The 18,294-nt window shown below is 65.6% G+C and carries 11 protein-coding genes; 3 read left to right on the forward strand and 8 right to left on the reverse strand.

The annotated features are described in order from the left end of the window. The first annotated feature begins 10 nt into the window (after positions 1-10). From LK459_RS07760 to LK459_RS07770, 3 genes are all read left to right on the forward strand, one after another. Positions 11-907 carry a VIT1/CCC1 transporter family protein gene (locus LK459_RS07760; RefSeq protein WP_227923622.1) on the forward strand — a complete coding sequence of 299 codons (897 nt, stop codon included), beginning with the start codon at positions 11-13 and terminating at the stop codon, positions 905-907. A 318-nt stretch (positions 908-1,225) separates the two neighbouring features. Continuing rightward, positions 1,226-1,567 (forward strand): hypothetical protein, encoded by a 342-nt coding sequence (locus LK459_RS07765; RefSeq protein ID WP_227922564.1) that lies wholly within the window; start codon positions 1,226-1,228, stop codon positions 1,565-1,567. Between the two features lie 63 nt (positions 1,568-1,630). Further along, complete coding sequence (locus tag LK459_RS07770; RefSeq protein ID WP_227922566.1) at positions 1,631-2,854, forward strand: DICT sensory domain-containing protein; 1,224 nt, start codon at positions 1,631-1,633, stop codon at positions 2,852-2,854. 48 nt (positions 2,855-2,902) lie between these two features. On the opposite strand, the gene LK459_RS07775 is transcribed toward LK459_RS07770, so the two are convergent. The 8 genes from LK459_RS07775 to LK459_RS07810 all read right to left on the reverse strand — a co-directional run bounded on the left by LK459_RS07775 (position 2,903) and on the right by LK459_RS07810 (position 18,076). Next, positions 2,903-4,453 (reverse strand): acyl-CoA carboxylase subunit beta, encoded by a 1,551-nt coding sequence (locus LK459_RS07775; protein WP_007238262.1) that lies wholly within the window; start codon positions 4,451-4,453, stop codon positions 2,903-2,905. Positions 4,454-4,507: 54 nt separating this feature from the next. After that, complete coding sequence (gene pks13 / locus LK459_RS07780) at positions 4,508-9,973, reverse strand: polyketide synthase Pks13 (protein ID WP_227922568.1); 5,466 nt, start codon at positions 9,971-9,973, stop codon at positions 4,508-4,510. Between the two features lie 114 nt (positions 9,974-10,087). Further along, complete coding sequence (fadD32, locus tag LK459_RS07785) at positions 10,088-12,010, reverse strand: long-chain-fatty-acid--AMP ligase FadD32 (protein WP_007238264.1); 1,923 nt, start codon at positions 12,008-12,010, stop codon at positions 10,088-10,090. Positions 12,011-12,283: 273 nt separating this feature from the next. Continuing rightward, a complete protein-coding gene (locus LK459_RS07790) occupies positions 12,284-13,270 on the reverse strand; it encodes an LLM class F420-dependent oxidoreductase (protein ID WP_007238265.1) in 987 nt (328 codons plus the stop codon). 227 nt (positions 13,271-13,497) lie between these two features. Continuing rightward, positions 13,498-14,505 carry a cutinase family protein gene (locus LK459_RS07795; RefSeq protein ID WP_007238266.1) on the reverse strand — a complete coding sequence of 336 codons (1,008 nt, stop codon included), beginning with the start codon at positions 14,503-14,505 and terminating at the stop codon, positions 13,498-13,500. Between the two features lie 2 nt (positions 14,506-14,507). Next, positions 14,508-15,059, reverse strand: coding sequence for a DUF732 domain-containing protein (locus tag LK459_RS07800; RefSeq protein WP_227922570.1), 552 nt, complete (start codon positions 15,057-15,059; stop codon positions 14,508-14,510). 202 nt (positions 15,060-15,261) lie between these two features. Then, positions 15,262-16,710: an alpha/beta hydrolase-fold protein gene (locus tag LK459_RS07805; protein ID WP_227922571.1), complete on the reverse strand. Its 1,449-nt coding sequence runs from the start codon at positions 16,708-16,710 to the stop codon at positions 15,262-15,264. 322 nt (positions 16,711-17,032) lie between these two features. Beyond that, positions 17,033-18,076 (reverse strand): alpha/beta hydrolase, encoded by a 1,044-nt coding sequence (locus LK459_RS07810; protein WP_407648748.1) that lies wholly within the window; start codon positions 18,074-18,076, stop codon positions 17,033-17,035. Positions 18,077-18,294 lie beyond the last annotated feature (218 nt).

The raw sequence follows: 18,294 nt of genomic DNA on the forward strand, positions 1-18,294 counted from the left end.
CGCATCATTGGTGCTCATGAGCGTCGACGATCCCGCACCCGAGCGCTACGGACATGACGGTCCTGGCCACGACGGTCCTGGGTATGACAGTGCTGGGCCTGACAGTGCTGGGCATTACGGTTCTGGGCGCGGGGAATCAGGGCCCACTGATCCCGGGCACGACGAGACCGTCCCGGACGCGTCCGGGCAGAGCGAGCACGTGCACGCACACCGCGACGAGCCCCACTCCGGCTCGCTGGCGAATCGCCTGAACTGGTTGCGCGCAGGGGTTCTCGGCGCCAACGACGGTATCGTGTCAACCGCGGGCATCGTCGTCGGCGTGGCTGCCGCGACCACCGATCGTGCACCCATCTTCACTGCGGGCATTGCCGGACTGGCGGCAGGAGCGGTCTCGATGGCGCTCGGCGAGTATGTGTCGGTCAGCACCCAACGCGACACCGAGCGCTCACTACTCGCCAAGGAGGCGCGAGAACTCGCCGAAGCGCCCGAGGCCGAGTTCGAGGAACTGGTGGGCCTGTACGAACAAAAGGGTCTCAGCCATTCGACCGCATGCCTGGTTGCCCGCGAGTTGACCGCGCACAACGCATTCGATGCACACGTCGACGTCGAACTCGGTATCGATCCGCACGAGCTCACCAATCCGTGGCAGGCTGCGGCGTCGTCTGCGGTGTCGTTCACGACGGGCGCCGCGCTACCGCTCATAGCAATTCTCACCCCGTCCGCGTCGATCCGAATTCCCGTCACCTTCGTGGTCGTCCTCCTCGCATTGGCGATGACCGGAGCAATTGGTGCAATTCTCGGCGGATCCACACCGTGGCGACCGATGATCCGTGTCGTGATCGGTGGAGCGATCGCCATGGCGGTGACGTTCGGCATCGGACACCTTGTCGGCCATACCGTTACGTGACAGTTGTCGACGAGTACCCCCGCGCTGCTTGTGAATGCCTCGTACAACTGCAGTAACCTGCATATTTACCCAAAAGTCTTGACGTCTCGCTGACTGACGACATGCGGGCGCTCCGGTCCCGAAAGGGTCACATTTGCATTAACAAAGCTTTCCTTCGCCGCACGTAACATGCCCGTGGGCCTACCGTTGAGTGCGTAAAAAGAAAACCGCAAGAATCCGCAACAGAAAAGGCTTGTACGTCCAGCGAACCGATTTCTGTCGAACCGCTTCCGCCGTGGACTCCTCGGATCCGAGTCCACCCATCCGATTGGAGCGTCGATGAGCATCCTGGACAACGCCCCGCGATCAGCGAGCCCGAATCCGGCCGGCGACCACGGACCTGAGATCGAGACCTCGCAGCTCGAGACGCCGGAGCGAACCGACACCGGCGATTTCCCAGTGCTCGACGCACCCGTCGGCGAGACCGTGCCCAGTGCGGACAACCACGAAGAACACAGCACCCTGCTCATCGCGGGCCTACTACCGCTCGGCTGCCTGTGGGTCGGCATCACCGTCGACAGTCTCTTCGCTTCTCTCGCGCTCACCGCTACCAGCGTCGCAGTGTTTGCTACTCTCACGCTCGGAGTGCTCGTCGCATCGGCACTTCACGACGGTGAATAGCGCGGGTGCTGCCGCGCCGTGAGTGTCGGGGCGTGGTGAACGCTTCGACAGAGAGCGTGAGGGATGAGCCAGGGTCTGACGAGTACCACCGGCGGGGATGCGGCATCGGTCTTCGAGGGTATGGAGTTGAGGACTCAGTTCAGTCCACTCTTTCAGCTGTCCGACGGCGCTGTCGTGGGTGCCAGTCTCGAACTCTGTGGCCCGCAGGGGACCAACTTCGACACACCACGCGCACTTCGGCGCACCGCGACGCTCATGGAACAGCGCGCGGTTCTCGATTCACGAAAGTTCGAGTTCGCCGACACCGCCGCGGCACGACACGTCGCTGACGCCATACCGCTGTTCGTTGCCGTCGACATCGACGTCTACGACTCGGCTCGCACCGTCCCGTACGGCGAGATCCTGACGTTGATGATCGAACCGCGAAGCATCCTGCGACGCCCGCAGTCACGGATCGCCCAGGTGGCCCAGGCGCGTCGGAACGGGACGCCGATCGCGCTCGAGGGAGTGACCGCCGATCGCCGAACCGCGACGCTCCTCACCCTCATCGAACCCGACATCGTCCTGCTGCACCCGGACACCCTGAAGTCCGTTCCGTCGTCGGAGATCGCGCACCTCGCACACATACTGGCCGCACACACCGAGCGCACCGCGGCGATCGTCGTCGCTGCGGGAGTCGACACCGAAGACGACCGACGGACCGCGCTGACCCTCGGTGCGCGACATGGTCTCGGCGCACTGCATCCGCCCGTCGCCGACGCCGACGATCGCCTGCTCGGTACGATCGCCGCGCTCCCGACGCTGCCTGCGCGGACAACACCCGAGTCCGACGAGAAGACGCCATTCGCCATCGCGTCGAAGTCGGGCATCCCGAGGCCGGCGGACAAACGGCTGCTGCTCGAGATGAGCAAGGACCTCGAACGCACGGCGACCGAATCAGGCGTCGCAGTAGTGCTGGGCACCTTCCAGGATCAGCGCAACTTCTCGACACCGACCTCACAACGCTGGCGCGCGCTTTCGGAGAAAGTGGGGCTCGTCGGCGTATACGGCGCGGGGATCCGTCCGATGAGTGACGGCAACATCCACTACGCACCGCTGAGCGCAGACGACGCGCTCGTCGACGAATGGAATGTCGCCGTACTCGGAATGCACTTCGCCGCACTGATTTCCGCACGCCAGATCCGTGATGCCCGAACCAACGGCCACACCGAGTACATGTTCGTGCAGAGCTACGACCGCACTATCGTGACCCAGGCCGTCCGCTCGATCCTGTCCCGCTTCGCCTGAGCACACCGCATCCGCGGTCCGCTCCGCGGGAGCCGAGAGACACCTCCGTCAGATCGGCATCAGGAGGTGCTTGCGCGGTGTGCGCATCGTCTCCTTGTCGCGCAACTGCGCCAACGCCTTTCGGAGCTGCAGGCGCGTCTCGGCGGGCTCGATGACCGCGTCGATGTAGCCACGTTCTGCAGCCAGATACGGCGTGGCCATCATCGTGTTGTAGAAGTCGATGAAGTCGCGCCGCACCTTGTCCGCGTCATGGGCCGACATACCCTCGGTCTGCTTGCGGGTCAGCACCGCAGCGGCCGACTCGGCGCCCATCACAGCGATTTTCGCTGTGGGCCAGGCGAAGTTGAGGTCGGCACCGAGCTGCTTGGAACCCATCACCGCGTACGCGCCGCCGTACGCCTTGCGGAGCACCACGGTCACCTTCGGGACGTCGGCCTCGACGTAGGCGAACAAGAACTTGCCCGACCGGCGGATCGTGCCCTTCTGCTCCTCCACCAGCCCGGGCAGGATTCCGGGGGTGTCGACCAGGAACACGAGCGGAATACGGAACGCGTTGCAGATACGCACGAAACGCGTTGCCTTCTCGGAGGAATCGGTGTCGAGGGTCCCGGCCATCACGCTCGGCTGATTGGCGACGACGCCGACACTGTGTCCGTCCACGCGCGCGTAACCGGTGAGGATGTTGGGTGCGAACAATTCACCGACCTCGTGAAAAGCGCCGTCGTCGAACAGCTTCACGATGATGTCGCGCATGTCGTACCCGGCGTTGTCGCTGTCGGGCATGAAATCGTTGAGCGCGAGGTCGGAGTCGGTGATCTCCGGCTCGAGACCGGGGTTGATCACCGGCGGCTGTTCGAAGCAGGTCGACGGCATGTACTGCAGATACTCACGCACCCATTCGAACGCCTGCTTCTCGTCCGGCGCGACATGGTGGATGTTGCCCCAGCGCGCCTGATTGTGCGCGCTGCCGAGATCTTCTGCCGAGATCTCCTCGCCTGTCGTCTGTTTGATGACATCCGGTCCGGTCACGAACATGTACGACTTGTCCTCGACGGCGACGAGGATGTCGGTGTTCGCAGGCGTGTAGACCGCGCCGCCCGCACACTTGCCGAGGATGACCGACACCTGCGGCGACAAACCGGAGAGGAGATCGTTCCGTCGCCCCATCTCCGCATACCAGGCGAGCGATGTGACGGCATCCTGGATACGCGCACCCGCCGAGTCGTTGATACCCACCATCGGACAGCCGATCTTGCCCGCCCACTCCATGAGTGCAGACACCTTGCGGCCGAACATCTCTCCCACCGTGCCGCCGAACACGGTCTGGTCGTGGCTGAACGCTGCCACCGGACGCCCGTGCACCAAGCCATGACCCGTCACCACGCCATCGCCGTATCCGGTGTGGGCAGCACCGGGCATTTTGGCGAGCGCACCGATCTCCACGAACGTTCCGGGGTCGAACAGCATGTCGAGACGCTCACGCGGAGAGCAGATCCCCTTGCGCTCGCGCTTCTCGATCGCCTTCTCGCCACCGGGTTCGCGGGCCTGCTCCAGCCGGACGCGGAGATCGGCGAGTTTGGCTGCGGTGGTGTCGGTCACGTGGTTCTTCTTCCTCGATATCGGTGCGGCACGCGTTGGGCTCCTGGCCCGCGGCTAGTTGGTCGCTTTCGCCTCGATGGTCGCCAGTCGTGCGCTCAGATCGGCGCCGATCTTCGCGATGTAGGGCTCGTCGACGATCGAGAGATGATCGCCGCCGATGTGGATGATCTCGAGGTCGTCCACGACCTCACCCCACCTGCCGTCCTCGTCGATCTCGGCCCACTGCGGTTCGAGTTCGATCGCGCCGTCGTGCATCTTGTCGGCGCGATACAGCACCACCTTGCCGTCGTAGGGCAACGGTTTGATGTTGGTGAGTGCCCGGTTGTCGACGAACGACGTGCGCTGGTGTTCGATGATTCCGCCCGGGATCTTGGTACCCGACATCGAGACCATCTCCATGATGATCGCGAACTGACCCTCGTCGTCGGCATCCACAAGGCGATCCATCGGGATCGGGACGTCGGGATCGAGGTCGTAGTTGCGGATCGCGAAGTCCTTCCACCGCTCGAGCCGGGCCCGCTTGTTCTCCGGGGTGTCGGGCACGTCGTGCCGCGGCCGGACGACGTCGATCAGTCCGACGAAGGCGATGTCCTCACCCTCGTCGCGTAGCGCCTTGGCGCACCCGTACGCGAGTGCTCCACCGAGTGACCACCCGATCAGAACGTAGGGGCCGTGCGGTTGGATCTCGCGCAACCGCGGCAGATACTGCGCGACGCGCTCCTCGATGGTGCCCTCGACACGATCGAATCCGATCACCGGCTGGTCGGCGGGCAGCCGCTTGAGCAATGCCTCGTACGCAGACGTGTTGCCACCCGCGGGATGGAACAGCAACGCAGGCACCGGATCCCCGGCGCTCGGGTCGTACGTCTTCTTTCCCTCCGGCACCAGACGCAGGTATCGGACGAAGCCGTCGGTGTCGGCTGAGGCGTCGAGGAAGTTGCGGACGTAGTCCGACATCTCCTCGATCGTCTCGGAATCGAGGATGTCCTCGACGTCGATGTCGCCGCCGGTGCGCTCGTTGAGCTTGTCTGTGAGTCGCTGCGCGACATCCTCTTCGAGTACGGGCAGCTTGTTGAAGATGCCGCCCGCCGACTTGCCGGTGATGACCGCATAGACACCGAACGTCAGGCGCTCGGCGGCATCTCGCGGTGGAACGTCGGAGCCCGCGGCCTCTGCCACCGACTGCTGACTCATGAGGTCAGCGGCCGGCGGTGTGTTCTGGTTCGCCGCGGGCGGGGTGCTCGTCGGCTGGTCGTTGTTCGGTTGGTCGGCGTCGTTGTTCTTCCGCTGATCTGCGTCGCCGACCGTGGCAGCGACCGGCGCCGCCGCCGACGCCGCTGCGCCACCGGCGGGCGCTTCGGCGTCCTTGGCGAGCTGCTCGTCGATGTAGGAGTTCAGCGCAGCGGTGTCGAGTTCACCCTCGCCCGCTGCCTTACCGGCGAGGTCGTCGAGCTGGTCGCGGTGCGTGACGGCGAAGGCGACGAACTTCTCGACGTCGGCGAGATTCGCCTGGCGCATCGCCTGCAGCTGCAGCTGCGGGATGTCGAACTCGTACTCGACGCGGTTCTTGATGCGCACCGCCATGAGCGAGTCGAGTCCGAGTTCGATGAGCGGGATCTCGCGTGGGAGATCCTCGGGGTCGTACCCCATCGACTCACCGACGATGATCGCGAGCCGATCACCCACGGATTCGCCGGATTCCGGATCCCATTTGTTGCCGATGTCGTCGACGACCTCGTCCTCGACCGTCAACGAGGTATCGGTGTAGCCGACCTTCGCCTGGTCGATGGTGCCATCGGAGAGATCCTCGGTGCCGTCGGCGGCAATCGCGGCGCCATCGGCTGAGTGTGCGGTGCCCGTGACGACTGCCTCGAACAGGAGGTGGAAGTTCTTGTCGCGCTTGCCGTGGATGGTCACCGACGCACCACCGGGGTGCGGACTGAGCGTGGTGGTCACCGTGCCCGTCGTCGGGAACTCTCCGTGCGACGCCGCAGCACCGACACGCGCGTCGTCGAAGACCTCCACCGCAGCGGCGCGGACCAGTTCACGCGGGTCGGTCACCGCCGCAGCAGTCACCTCCCAGGCGTGTCGGCCGTCGGGCAGGGCGACATGCGAGCCGGGGATCCTGCCGGCCGAGCCGCCCCCGGAGATCTGCGCGGAGAGCCAGAACGGCTTGCGATCGAAGCGGGTGCGCGGGATGTCCGCGTAATCGCCTACGCCGAACAGTGATCCGACGTCGACGGAATGCCCGTGGACGTACAGCTTCATGAGCGCGTTGATCACGCCGAAGCTCTCGTCCTCCTTGCGTCGCAGCGTCTCGATCAGCTCGGCGTCGTGCAGACCGGCCGAGAACGTCACCGCTGCAACGGAGATCAGTACGGCAGGGTTGGGGGAGAGCTCCAGGAAGGTGCGGTGGCCGTTCTCCACCGACTTCGCGATCGCCTGGCTGAACCACACACTGTGGCGCAGCCCCTTGAGGAAGTAGTCGATGGTGTGCACGGGCTCGTGTCCCGCACGGTAGAAGGCCTCACGATCGACCGAACTGTAGAAGCCGGTCTCGAGTCGCTTCGGCTCGATTCCGGTGAGCTCGTAGGACAATTCGCCGAGCAGCGGGTCCATCTGCGACGTGTGACTTGCACCCTTGGTCTGCAGTTTGCGGCCCAGCTTGCCCTCGGCCTCCGCACGGGCGACGATCGCGTCGACCTGCGGTTCGGGACCACCGATGACCGTGTGCGTCGGCGCGGCGTACACGCAGATCTCGAGATCGGGGTAGTCGACGAGGACGTCGTTGATGTCGTCGGCGCTGTACTCGACGAGAGCCATCAACCGGATGTCGTCGCCGGTGAGCGTGGCCTCGCCCTCGCCCATCAGCCGCGAGCGCTGACAGATGACCCGGGTGGCGTCCTCGAGTGAAAGTCCTCCGCTGATGTAGGCCGCCGACGCCTCGCCCATCGAATGCGGCACCAGCACACCGGGTTCCGCGCCGTGATGACGCAGCAGGTCGGCCAGCGCGACCTGGATGGTGTAGATGCCGACCTGCGCGGTCTCGATGCCGTAGGTCTGCTCGTCGTCGACGAAGATCTCGGCTATCGAGTAGCCGAGCTCGTTTTGGACGTACTCGTCGACGCGGTCGACGTACTTCTTGAAGATCGGATTCTCGAGGTAGAGCTGCTTGGCCATCTTCCGATGCTGCGAACCGAAGCCCGAGAGCAGCCACACCGCCGACGCCGCATCCGGCGAATCAGCCGAGTAGACAAGCGGAGTGGCCTTGCCCTCGGCGATGGCACGCACACCCTTGACCGCATCCTCGTGCGTTCGGGCCATCACCACCGACCGTGACCGGCCGTGGTTGCGGTGAGCCAACGCGCGCCCGATGTCGGCGAGCGGCGTCGAGCGTCCCTCATCGGATTCGAGCCATTCGAGCAGGTCGGCGGCGGCTTTGCGACGTCGCGACGGCAGGAACCCCGAAAGCACCAGCGGCACAACCGAACCCTCGACCGCGCACGGCGCGAAGCCGTCGGCGGGATCGGCGTCGACGGCCTCGGCCGGAGCTTCGTCCTTCGCGGCCTGAGCGGCGAGGACTGCGCGTTCGGCGTCGGTGAGGAAGTCCTCGTCATCGGTTTCGACAGGCTCAACCAGCGGGGACGGCTCAACCAGCGGGGACGGCTCAACCGCCTCGCTGGTCGAGCTACCTCCGCTGGTCGAGCTACCTCCGCTGGTCGAGCTACCTCCGCTGGTCGAGCTACCTCCGCTGGTCGAGCTTGTCGAGACCACTCCCGACAGATCACTCGGCAGCACCTCACGGACGACGACGTGGGCATTGGTGCCGCCGAAGCCGAAGCCGGAGACACCCGCGACCGCGTGACCGGAGTAGCGCGGCCAGTCGGACGGCTCCTGGACTACCTTCAGGTGCCCGGCGTCGAACTGGATGTAGGGGTTGGGGCCGGAGTAGTTCAGCGATGCGGGCAGCTTGTCGTGCTGCATCGCGAGCACCACCTTGGCGAGTGCACCGGCACCCGCAGCGGATTCCATGTGCCCGAAGTTCGTCTTCGCCGAGCCGAGCAGGGCGGGGGCGTCGGCCTGGCGACCGCGGCCGACCACGCGGCCGAGTGCGTCGGCCTCGATCGGATCGCCGAGTACGGTGCCGGTGCCGTGCGCCTCGATGTAGTCGACGCTGCGCGGGTCGAGGGCTGCGTCGGTGTACGCCGAGCGCAACACCTCCACCTGTGCCTCGGGATTGGGCGCGGGCAGGCCGTTGGAGCGACCGTCGGAGTTGACCGCCGAGCCTGCGACCACGGCGAGCACGGTGTCGCCATCGCGTCGGGCGTCGGCCATGCGCTTGAGCACGAACAGCCCGCCGCCCTCGGCGCGGATCATGCCATCGGCGTCGGCAGAGAACGCCTTGATGTGACCGTCCTTGGCCTGCGCGCCGATGCTGTCGAAGCCGAGCGTCGCGGCGGGAGTGATGATCATGTTGACGCCACCGGCGAGCGCGACATCGGATTCGCCCGACCGCAGGCTACGCACGGCCTGGTGAACCGCGACCAGCGACGACGAGCACGCGGTGTCCATGGCCACCGACGGGCCGTGGAAGTCGAAGAAGTACGAGACGCGGTTGGCGACGATCGACGTCGACGTTCCGGTCAGCGCGTAGGCGGCGGTGTCGTGTGCGCCGTCGTCGAGGCCCATGGCCGCGAGCAGCTGGTAGTCGTTGGTCGACGTGCCGATGAAGACACCGACCGGTGCGCCCTTGAGGTCACTGGCCGGGATGTGCGCGTCTTCGAGTGCCTCCCACGCCAGTTCGAGCGCGAGGCGCTGCTGCGGGTCGACCATCTCGACCTCGCGGGGGCTCATCTGGAAGAAGTCGGCGTCGAAGCTCTTGACGTCGTCGAGGTAACCGCCCTTGACGTTGGATTCGTCGATGACCTTGGCCAGGCGCGGGTCGGACTTGAACTCGGCCCAGCGGTCCTCGGGCAGATCGGAGATGCCGTCGCGCCCGGAGATCAGTGCCTCCCAGGTGGAGTCGGGGGTGTGCCCTGCCTTGGGGAAGCGTGTCGAGAGGCCGACGATCGCGATGTCGTCTGCCGCGTCGCGTTCACGAATCCAGAAGGTCTCGGCATCGAGGTCGAGCCCTTCGTCGGGGTCGCCCTCGATGATGCGCTTGGCCAACATCGCGATGGTGGGGTGGTTGTAGGCGACCGTTGCGGTCAGCACCACGCCGGTCTTGTCCTCGATGTCGGCGGCGAGCGCCACGGCATCGCGCGAGGACAGACCGAACTCCTCCATCGGACGGTCGTCGGAGATCTGTTCGACAGAGATTCCGGTCGACGTCGCGACCCACTCACGCAGCCAGTCACGCAGCTCCTCGACGGTCAACCCGCCTGCGGTTTCGCCATCGGTGGACTCGCCGCCGGTGGACTCACCGTCGGCGATCAGAGATGAATCCGGCTCGGCTGGCTCCGTTCCGTGCGGATGAGCCCCGGTGCCGTGTGCATTCGCTGCGTTATTCAGTTCAGACATCGCTTCCAGACTAACGAGTGCGGTCCGTCATTCCGACGACCCCGCGGGGGTGGCCCGACGCGGCGTCGGCGATGGCCGATGCCTGCGTCGACTCCTGATGAATCGGGTTGCCTCTCAGTGGCCCGCATCGGGGAAGGCGTCCTGCTTGTATCCGCCCCGCAGTCGGCCGTCGATGTAGGCAGCCTTGGTGGCGCGTCGCGCGATCTTGCCGCTACTCGTGCGCGGGATCGAGCCCGCGGGAACGAGGAGCACGTCGCGCGCCATCACGCCGTGCCGCTGGGCGATCGCGGCGCGCACGGTGTCGGCGATCTCCTGCGGATCGGTCTTCTTTCCCGGACCGCGCTCGGCGACGATCACCAATTGCTCCGACGCGTCGTCCGCGTCGAACTTCAAGCCGCTCGCCGCGTTCTCGAACACTTCGGCAGGCAGCTGGTTCGCGGGTACGGCGAAGGCAGCGACGAAGCCCGGCCGCAGCGCGGCGCTGGCTTCCTGTGCACTGAACTCGAGATCCTGCGGGTAATGGTTGCGGCCGTCGACGATCACGAGATCCTTGACACGGCCGGTGATGTACAGCTCGCCGTCGAGCCACACGCCGTAGTCGCCCGTGCGCATCCACTGCGCATCGGACGGCGCGCCGTCGGTGTGGCTGCCCTCGGCGAGCGGCGTGGAGATCGTGTTGTGGAACGTCGCGGCGCTCTCCTCCGGCTTGTTCCAGTAGCCGGCACCGATGTTGAGTCCGTGCAACCAGATCTCGCCGACCTCGCCGTCGGCCTTTTCGACGCCGGTCCCGGTCTCGTCGTACTCCGCGGCGTCGACGATCGCGGCCCACTGACTCAGTGCAACCTGCCCGCAGGAAACCTGCGCGACAGCGTTCGGTGCATGCTGGTCGACGATCTTCATGTGGCCGGCGTTGAGCTCGTCGCGATCGACGTAGATGACCTTGGCCTCGTTGTTGCGCTGAGTGGCGGAGACGAACAGCGTCGCCTCGGCCATGCCGTAGCAGGGCTTGATCGCGGTCTTGGGCAACCCGTACGGACCGAACGCCTCGTTGAACTTCTTCATCGAGCTGACCGTGACCGGTTCGGAGCCGTTGATCAGTCCGATGACGTTCGAGAGGTCGAGGTGCTCGCCGTCCTTGGGCAGACCGCGGACTGCCGCATGCTCGTAGGCGAAGTTCGGGGCCGCGGCGTAGGTTTCCGCACCGTCGCTGGCGGCAGCGAGTTCCTTGATCCAGCGGCCGGGCCTGCGCACGAATGCCTGCGGGCTCATGATCGTGATGTAGCGGCCGCCGAGCGCAGGCAGGATCACGGTGAGCAGTCCCATGTCGTGGAACATCGGGAGCCAGGTGACACCGCGCGCATTGCGGTCGATCTCGATGCAGTCGTAGATCTGCAGGCAGTTCGCGGCGACCGCCTCGTAGGTGATCTCGACACCCGCGGGCACACGGGTCGAACCGGAGGTGTACTGCAGGTAGGCGACGGTGTCGCGGTTGTGGTCCTTACCGGCAACCGGTGCGACCCAGCTCGACCCGACCGAGTCGGGGACGGCGTCGACGGCGATCACGCGGGGACGTTCCTTGGCGGGAACGCCTGCGAAGAAGTCGCGCACGGCCTCCGCCGATTTGGTCGATGTCAAAATCGCCGTCGGCTTGCAGTCGGCGAGCACCGCGGTCAGGCGGTCGGTGTGGCCGGGTTCGTCGGGGCTGAAGAGCGGCACCGCGACGTTGCTCGCATACAGCGCGGAGAAGAAGCCGATCACGTATTCGAGCGACTGCGGGGCGAGAATCGCGACCCGGTCGCCGGGCTTGGTGACCTGTTGCAGCCGGGCGGCGACAGCGCGCAGACGCTTGCCGAACTGCGCCCACGTGAGGTCCTGTGCCTCTCCGTCGCGCTCGCGGCTGTAGTCGATGAAACGGTACGCCAGCGTGTCCGCCTGATCGCGCACGTTCTGCTCGACATAGTCGACCAGCGTCGCGTCCTCGGTGAAATGCAGGTTGCCGTTCTCATCGAGGAACTGCTCAAATTCTGTGTTCAGCATCCATCACTCCTGTGGCCCCCTCGCGGGCGACCACGTCCGTGCGCCGTGGCGGCGCGGTGTCGTGGCACTCCCCGCAGGTACCACGTCTTCTCGGGCGTCATGTCCGCGTCGTCGACGCGTGACACGGTAGCGCACACGCGACTACCCGTCCGAATCTTGGCGTATGGTGAATTGCGCCTTCATGACGCCGGAATTCCGACATATGCCGGGGTCATACACGGGCGAATTCACGTCAGCCCATTTCGACTGAGGCGAAATGGGCCGTCGACAATCCTACTCCCCCTTCAATTGGGCCAGAACAGGCGCAAAAGCGTCCATCTGCGTCGGGAAGACTCCCACGTACGACATCGTCGTGCGGCGACGCACCTCGCGGATCTGATCGGCGATCTCCTCGAACGACCCGATGGCGATGTAGGGCGACGTCAGCACGTCCTCGACGGTGAACTCGGTGTCGTGCGCGATGTTCGGCGGGTACCCCTGCGCGAGCGCCTTGAGCGCCATCTCCGCAGTGGCCTCGCGGTCGTCGGTGATGACGATGACCGCGATGGTCCAGTTCAGCTCGATGTCGGCGAAACGGTCGCCCGCCGCCTGACGGATCCGGTCGACGCGCGCAGCGGTCTTCTCGATCGTCATGTCCGACAGCTTCATCTTGCCGTCGGGGGTCGTTCCCGGGGCGACCGAGATGATGTCGGCGTGTTTGGCGGCCAGGGCGAGCATCTTCGGTCCACCACCACCGACGGCGATCGGCGGCCGCGGCCCCTGGCGCGGTCGCGGGCTGCCCTCGAGGCCGTGGATCTGATAGAACTCGCCGTCGAAGTCGACGGTTTCGCCGCGCATCAACTTGTCCAGGATGGTCAGCGACTCGTCGAGTTTGCGAATGCGCACGCCGGGCGTCTCGAACTCGATACCCGCCTTGTCGAACTCCTCTTTCATCCAGCCAGCACCGATTCCGAGCTCGAGTCGCCCCTTGCTCAGCACGTCGATCGTGTTGGCCTCCTTGGCCAGGATCGCCGGATGACGGAACCCGTTGGCGAGCACCGAGGTGCCCAGGCGGATGGTGCTCGTCGCCTGACTCAACGCACCGAGTGCGGCGAGGGGACCGACCTGGTTGCCGAGGTGATCGGGCACGGCGAACGTGTCGTAGCCGTACTCCTCGGCAGTCTGGGCCAACTTCACGAACTTGCGGGCTCCGCCCTCGTCCTTGTTGCCCTCGCCACCGGCTCCGAATCGGAACTTGCGCAGTCCCCCGGGGTCACTCATCGTCGCCTGCTTCTCCTCACGCATCGCTGCGGTCACCGGTGGTGATGCCGGTTGGTCTGATGGGCGGTGTGCCCGACCGCACCACGGTAATGCAGGTCGACGGTGCTACCCAAACACGGCCGCGACCGCTCCGAGCGGGACAAATGACCTAGCGGAGAGACGAGCCCGATGCCGCGCGCGGGCGGTCACCCGGTGCGCGGGGCACACCGGCGACGAGCGGGGGCTGATCAGTTGTGCGCCGGATGGGGGGCGTCGGCGATGACCTTGTTCGACCACCCGTACATCCACTGCGTCGCACTGCTCCCGTCGAGCTGCCAGTACCGCTTGGTGGCATACATCGCGTGCACGGGGTTGTTGATGGCACCGGCGAGCTGCCCGACGGCGCCGACCGGGTTGGCGACTGTGGGCGAATCACAGATGAGATCGCCTGGAGCACAAATGGATTGAACCCGATCGCGCAGTTCTCCGAATCCACCGCTGCGTGACCCGGTCATCGTGATGCCCGGCACGAGCTTGCCCATTCCGCCGAGTGCGACCTCGGCGCCGACGCCATCGGGATCGGGACCGATGTCGTTCTGCTGCCCCTTCTCACGGCGGCCGTCGGCGATCAGTCCGACACCGAGCACGAGGTCCTGATCGGAGGCGTCGATCGGCCCACGACCATTGCCGATGTTGCTCGCGAGGTCGCCGCCGATGACGGCACCCTGCGAGAAGCCCATGATCACGTACCTCGTCAGTGGACACTTCTTGTTGGTGTCGCGCAGCTTGGCCGCGGCACGGTCGTAACCCTGTTGACGTGAGACGTTGTAGTCGGCCTGGCGATCGCTGAGGTTCGTCGGGTTACGGAACTGCGCGATGTAGGGCACCGTGTAGACCTCGGTGCGCGACGTCGGGTACTGATCCTGCAGCGCCGTCGACACACGCCGCATCAGCGACGCCTTGTTGGCCGTCGGATTCATGGGGTCGTCGTCGGCGGACGATTCCCAGGTACCGGGGATGACGAGTGTGAGCACGTCGGGGCAGTCCGCGGACTGCGCTTGCGGTCGTTCTCCCGACGGGGCGCTCGTCGACGGCCCCTGACCGCCGGGAATGTTCGGCGGTCCGGGCTTGAGCAGAGTGATCACCAGGATCACGATCAGCACGATCGCGACGAGGGCGAGAAGGGCTAGGAACAGTGCGATCCGGCCAAGTCGACGACCCTTACGACGACCGGCGCCACTACGCTTGGCGCTCACGCCTAGCAGTAGTTGTCACGTGCGGCTTTGATGACCTTGTCGGCCCTGGAATTCGCCTCGGCGGCGTTCTTCGAACTCGGACCGATCATCGCGGTCACAAAGGCCTTCACCGTCGTCGGATCGGCTCCCTTGGCCTGCTGAGCGCAGACGTATTCGGCGCTGTTGAGCGCGACGGAGTTGTCGGAGTCACCGGCGAAGCTGATGTTCTGGTCCTTGAGCGCCTGCAGATACTTCTTGCCCTTGTCGCTCACCTGCTCGCCGCCCGGGCCGGGGAAGTTCTCCGGCACCTTGGTGGTCGTGTTCGGTGCTGTCGCAGGCAACGTCGTCGAACCGGAGACCTTCGTACCGCCTGGTGCGGCAGCGGCCGACGACTCCGTCTTCTCGGTCTCCGACGCCTTCGCAGAGGACGACGCGGGCGAGGAGTACATCGACGTGGTGGTGACGGGATCGCTCGTGATCGGCGCGCTGGCCGTCGAGTCGTCCGAGCAGGCAGACAGCCCACCCGCGAGAGCAACTCCCGCCATGATCACACCCAACCCGAAGAACTTCCTCATCATCACTTCCTCATCACACCCGACCCGGCCATTTCAGCACCGACGCAAGGCTACTCCGCCGTCCGACCCGCGCCGACCACCGCGTGGGCGCCACCTGCGGGAATGCGTTGATTCCTCAGCGAGATCTCAGCGCGGGCACACCCGGCACCGAGTATGTGTCGAACAATCGACCAGACTGGGCGCCGGGTGCTGCGTGCGGTGATCACTTACCGATGACCGTCCCGCCCTTGGCCGTCCACGAGATCTTGCCGCGCTCGAACGTGTTGAACCGTCCCTTGCCGTCGCGGGTGGGCAGTTCGTCACTGGTCGGCAGTCCGAGTTTGCCGCCCGGCCCACCGATCGACGCGTACGCGCCGCCGATCGCGCCGGTGACCGCCTTGGGCCCCTTCGGTCCGGTGATCACACGGCCCTGCGCGAAGTCCTGTGCACGCCCGCCGGGCACCGCGTACTCGGGAGTCAGGCAGCCCCCCAGCTTGTTCGCGTCGGCGACCTTCTTGAACGGGGCGGACGGACGGCACGCGACCTTGTCGCCGCCGAGTCCGAGCGCCGCAGCGGCCTGGGGCCACGCCTGTGCCATCTCGAATTCCCAGTAGGCCCACGTGTGCGTTCCCGACGGCCGGTACACCGCCTGCCCCGGTATACCGAGTTCGTTCAGTTTGATCGCGAACTGCTGCGAGGTCACGCGGCTGAGCAGCTCCAGGCCGACGCCGGAGTAGTTCGTGGCGAGCAGTGGGATGTCCGACGGCTTGTCGTGCGGCCCGACGAGTCCGTTGCCCGACGAGACGTAGAGTCTGGTGCCCCGCAGCTTGTCGGCGATGAGGAACGGATCGTGTTCCTTCCACGCGGGATCGCTCGGCGGCCCGAACATGTTCATCGAGTTGTAGCCGCCGCCGTCGCGCTGTGCGAACTGGATCGCCTGCGGCATACCGGTCGACGTCAACTGCAGGATGCCCGAGAACGACGCCGCGAACTTGTAGAAGCCCGGGTTGCGGGCGGCGAGCATCATCGCTCCGGTACCGCCCATCGACAGCCCCTCGATGCCACGCACGTCCGTCGAACGCCAGTCGCCCTCGATGATCGGGGGCAGCTCGTGGATGAGGAACGTCTCCCACTTGTAGGTCTTGCCGCGATCGGGTTGCTTCCAGTCGGTGTAGAAACTCGACTCCCCACCGATCGGCAGGATGACGTTGACGTTCTTGTCCTTGTAGAAGTCGACGATGTTGGTGTTGATCACCCAACCGCTCTGGTCGTCCTGGGCCCGCAAGCCGTCGAGCATCGTGAGTTGCGGGAACTTGGCGTCCGGGTGTGCCCACCAGTCACGCGCGAGCAGGATCTGCACCTGGATGTCGGTGTTCATCGCGGGAGAGTGCACCCATAGTGCGACCCGACGGTCGGTGTACCAGAAGACCTTGGTCACCCGCGCAGGCTGTGCTGGTGCTGCGGCTGGGGAGGGCGCGGCCGCAGGCGGCTGCTGCGCAGGCGCCTCGGGTGCGGGCGGCGCGGGTTGGGCAGGCGGGCCGGGTTGGGCAGGCGCTGACGGCTGCGCCGGGGGTGCTGCGGGCGGATCGGCGGGCGCAACCGCCTGCCCTGCGACTGTCAGGCCGGCGGTCACCGCAACGGTCGCCACCACCGTCGCAGCAACCCGAACCATCCGATGTCCACGATGCCCGCCCCGTGCCGGCCGGTCATCACTTACCGCTGGACGCATCCGTCTCCCACTTCCTTCACACCGTGGGCAAGGGTCTCCGGCTTGTTCACATTCACACCAGAGATCACACAAGTCCCACTAGCCACGTTTAGCCTCAGGTGTTTCTTACCCTCTCCGACGCCGATTCCACGCGCGACGCGCTGAGGCGGGTGAGATTTCTGTGACTTGTGATGCGTATGGGATCTGATACGGATCACAGTGCAGACGACGCGACCCCGACCGGAATACCGGTCGGGGTCGCGTGCACGTGCCTGCGCTGATCAGATCAGCGGAAGAAGCCTCGCTGGTAGGCGTTCCACACCATGTCCTGCCAGTAGCCCCACGCGTGGGTGCCGTTGGCGTCGTAGGTCATGAGGTTGATGCCCTGGGTGAACGCCGCGACCTCGAAGGCCTTGCGCTGCGCCAGTGCCAGCACCTCGAGCGTCGACCCCTTGAACAGGTCGTCGAAGACGTTCGGAAGCGCGTTGTAGCGGCCGAAGAGTCCGTTGCCCGACCCGGTGAACACCTTGAGGTGATGCATCCGGTTGATCAGCATGAACGGATCGTTGTCGTACCAACGCTGATCCCACGGCGGTCCCCACATCGCGTCGACGTTCCACGGCTTGGGATCGACGTCGAGCATGGCCAGACGGAGCATCGTGTGCATGCCGGGAGCGCTCAGGAAGTCGTAACCCGACAGCGAGCCGGCCGCGTAGTACAGGTCGGGACGCTTGGCAGCCAGCACGAGGGCGGCGTTACCGCCGGACGAGATGCCCATGATGGCGAACTTGCCGCCCTTGCCCTTGAAGCCCTTGCTGCGCAGAGCCGGAACCAGACGGTTCTGGATCACGCACTCCCACATGTACCGGCGCTGCTGGCCGTTGAAGTTACTGGGCGCGTTCCAGTCGGTGTAGAAGCTGGCGGGTCCGCCGATCGGCTCGACCACGTTCACGCCTTGATTGACGAGCTCCTGGACGTTGGTGTTGATCTCCCAGCCCGAGAAGTCGTACTGGGCACGCATGCCGTCGAGCAGGACGACGGTGCGGGTGTTGCCCGGCTTGAACCACGAACGCACCTTGACCTTGCCCGGGGCCATCGACTTGTTGCCGAAGGCGCCATTGGTGGGCATGCCACAGGCATCGATCCACCACTCGCTCTTGCCCGCAGGCGTGCCGTTGACGCGTGCATCCGCAGTACCTGCACCGCTGATGACCGACGCCAGGCCCGCCACAGTCATCAACGCGACGGTCACCGCCACCAACCGGCTACGAAGCCGGAATCTGCCGCGCGTTCCGGATACGGATGATCCCGACCTCACCGCTACTCCCATCGACCAAACTCTCCTCTGTTACCAGTCCCCATGCGTCCCACAGGACACACCAGGCACCAGATCGTTACGTGCGCGATATCAACCAATCGGCGCGGGTTCCCCGAAGCAACAACCATCCACCTCATGCGCGACACATCGCACACGGTGCGTGGAGCACACCGCTCGTATGCAATGCACAACGATTCGGGAGCCTATTGCATAGGCGAACACACTGACAA

Source organism: Gordonia otitidis (genome assembly GCF_020735545.1).
GTDB classification, from domain to species: domain Bacteria; phylum Actinomycetota; class Actinomycetes; order Mycobacteriales; family Mycobacteriaceae; genus Gordonia; species Gordonia otitidis.

What these genes read in the sequence shown, in the direction of transcription:
- LK459_RS07765 (WP_227922564.1), top strand. Translation starts at nt 1,226, where the DNA reads ATGAGCATCCTGGACAACGCCCCGCGATCAGCGAGCCCGAATCCGGCC.
- LK459_RS07770 (WP_227922566.1), top strand. Translation starts at nt 1,631, where the DNA reads ATGAGCCAGGGTCTGACGAGTACCACCGGCGGGGATGCGGCATCGGTC.
- pks13 (WP_227922568.1), bottom strand. Translation starts at nt 9,973, where the DNA reads ATGTCTGAACTGAATAACGCAGCGAATGCACACGGCACCGGGGCTCAT.
- fadD32 (WP_007238264.1), bottom strand. Translation starts at nt 12,010, where the DNA reads ATGCTGAACACAGAATTTGAGCAGTTCCTCGATGAGAACGGCAACCTG.
- LK459_RS07790 (WP_007238265.1), bottom strand. Translation starts at nt 13,270, where the DNA reads ATGAGTGACCCCGGGGGACTGCGCAAGTTCCGATTCGGAGCCGGTGGC.
- LK459_RS07800 (WP_227922570.1), bottom strand. Translation starts at nt 15,059, where the DNA reads ATGAGGAAGTTCTTCGGGTTGGGTGTGATCATGGCGGGAGTTGCTCTC.
- LK459_RS07805 (WP_227922571.1), bottom strand. Translation starts at nt 16,710, where the DNA reads ATGGTTCGGGTTGCTGCGACGGTGGTGGCGACCGTTGCGGTGACCGCC.
- LK459_RS07810 (WP_407648748.1), bottom strand. Translation starts at nt 18,076, where the DNA reads ATGGGAGTAGCGGTGAGGTCGGGATCATCCGTATCCGGAACGCGCGGC.